A 2,171-nucleotide genomic window follows, 5' to 3' on the forward strand; every position below is an offset into this window, starting at 1 on the left:
GGTTCGGGGGGAGTCGGGGGTGAGCCGGTCGGCCATGGGAGCCTCCCTCGCCGCTGAGGTTCTCCCTCGAAAGTAGATCTACTTTCGCTTTTCATCCAGAGACGATCCGGTAACTCCGCGTCACACTGGCCTCACCGGTCCCGCCGGCCACCCGAGCCCCACGGGCTCCCTCGCGCGGGGCCTTACAGGCCACTGACCCGCTGTTTCAGTGGCCCTGACCCGGTTCGGTCCTTACTTGCCGGTGGCCTCGGTGTAGGCGGCGATGACCTCTTCGGGGTCGCCGTCCATGTGCATCCGGCCCTCGTCGACCCAGATGACGCGGTCGCAGGTCTCCTTGACCACGTCGAGCTGGTGGGCGACGAGGAACACCGCGCCGGCCTCCTTGCGCAGCTCCTCGATCCGGCGCTTGCTCTTGTTCTTGAACTTGGCGTCGCCGGTGGCGAGCGCCTCGTCGATCAGCAGCACGTCGTGGGTCTTGGCCGCGGCGATCGCGAACCGGAGCCGGGCGCCCATGCCGGACGAGTACGTCCGCATGGGGTACTGGATGAAGCCCTCCTTGAGCCCGGCGAAGTTCACGATCTCCTGGTACTTCGCCTTGGTCTCGGCCGGGGTCATGCCCATCGCCAGGCAGCCGAGGACGATGTTGCGCTCGCCGGTGAGGTCCTTCATCAGGGCCGCGTTCACGCCGAGCAGGGACGGCTGGCCGTCGGTGTAGACGCCGCCCCTGTGCGGGGGGAGGAGCCCCGCGATCGCCTTCAGCAGCGTCGACTTGCCGGAGCCGTTGGTGCCGATGATCCCGATGGCCTCGCCCCGGTAGGCGACGAACGACAGGCCCTTGATCGCGTGGACCTCGGTCATCGTGGGGCGGTGCTGCCGCCGGACGATCCGGGAGAGCGCGCTGGCGGCGTTCCCCTTCCCGCCCGCGCCGAACACCCGGTAGACGATGTGGAGGTCGTCCACCACGACGATCGGCTCACGGTTCGGGTCGATCTCGATGGCTCCGCGCACCTTGGTGTCAGCCACGGCCGTATCGCTCCTCGGCACGGTAGAAGTACACGAAGCCCCCGATCAGCATGACCAGGCACCAGCCGATCGCGAGCAGCCACAGATGCGTCACGGAGGTCACGCCCAGGGTCGACTGCACGTATCCCCGGTACTCGCCCAGCAGGACGTACCGGCTCAGCTCCAGGAACACGTACGCGGGGTTCGCCTCCAGCAGCGCGCCGAGCCACGCGTGGTTCTTCAGCAGGTCGCTGCGCTCCATGAGCTGCGGCAGGCTGAAGATGACACCGGACGCGTACAGCCACGTCCGCATGACGAAGGGCAGCAGCTGGGTGATGTCGCGGTTGAACGCGCCGAGCCGCGCCATGACCATGCTGATGCCGACGTTGAACATCAGCTGGAGCAGCAGGATCGGGACGAACAGCAGCATGTAGAAGCTGAGCGGCTCGCCGAACGCCAGGATGATGGCGAACAGGACGAACAGCGACACCAGCAGCTGCTGCAGCTCCACGACCGCGTACGCCAGCGGCAGCGTCGCCCGCGGGAAGTGCAGCGCCCGGATCAGCGACAGGTTGTCGCCGACCGACTTGGAGCCGGAGGTGACGGACCGCTGGGTGAAGCCGAACAGGAACACGCCGGTCACCAGGAACGGGATGAAGTCCGGCACGCCGCGGCTCAGCTTCAGCAGCAGCCCGAAGATCAGGTAGTAGACGGCCGCGTTCAGCAGCGGCGTCAGGACCTGCCATACCTGGCCGAGGCGGGAGTCGCTGTGCTTCGAGACGTTCTTCGCCGACGCGAACGCCCAGATGAAGTTCCGCCGAGCCCACACACTCTTCAGATACTTGGGCAGCGGGGGGCGCGCCGCGCTCTGCCTCAGCCCATGACGTGCGGCGTAGTCGGCCAGCGTCTCGTTCACGTGAGGAGGCTCCGCGATCGTTCCGACCGACTCGCCACCCGAGGAACCGAGTCGTTCCGGGTGACTCATGCCCGGAAGCCTATTGCAGTCGATGAGTCCGGCGTGACGTCTGCCCGCATGTGACCCCCGATTTGAGATCTTTGCGGCATCATGTCGCCGCCCTTGGGGATACCCCGGTCATGCGCGTCAACCACTCGGCCCGTCCAACCGCGCAGCGGCGGCCCCCCGCCTGGCGTCCCCCCGGATGGCGGCC

Annotated in this window: 2 protein-coding genes; both read right to left on the reverse strand. The window is 67.4% G+C overall.

The window, feature by feature from the left end; translation table 11 throughout:
- Positions 1 to 231: 231 nt before the first annotated feature.
- Positions 232 to 1,023 (reverse strand): ABC transporter ATP-binding protein, encoded by a 792-nt coding sequence (locus E1266_RS36915; RefSeq protein WP_243719355.1) that lies wholly within the window; start codon positions 1,021 to 1,023, stop codon positions 232 to 234.
- Positions 1,016 to 1,918, reverse strand: a complete 903-nt coding sequence (locus tag E1266_RS36920; RefSeq protein WP_243719358.1) for an ABC transporter permease — start codon at positions 1,916 to 1,918, stop codon at positions 1,016 to 1,018. Before E1266_RS36920 ends, E1266_RS36915 begins: the two co-directional genes overlap by 8 nt.
- Positions 1,919 to 2,171 lie beyond the last annotated feature (253 nt).

Source organism: Actinomadura sp. 7K534, assembly GCF_004348575.1.
Lineage (GTDB): Bacteria > Actinomycetota > Actinomycetes > Streptosporangiales > Streptosporangiaceae > Spirillospora > Spirillospora livida.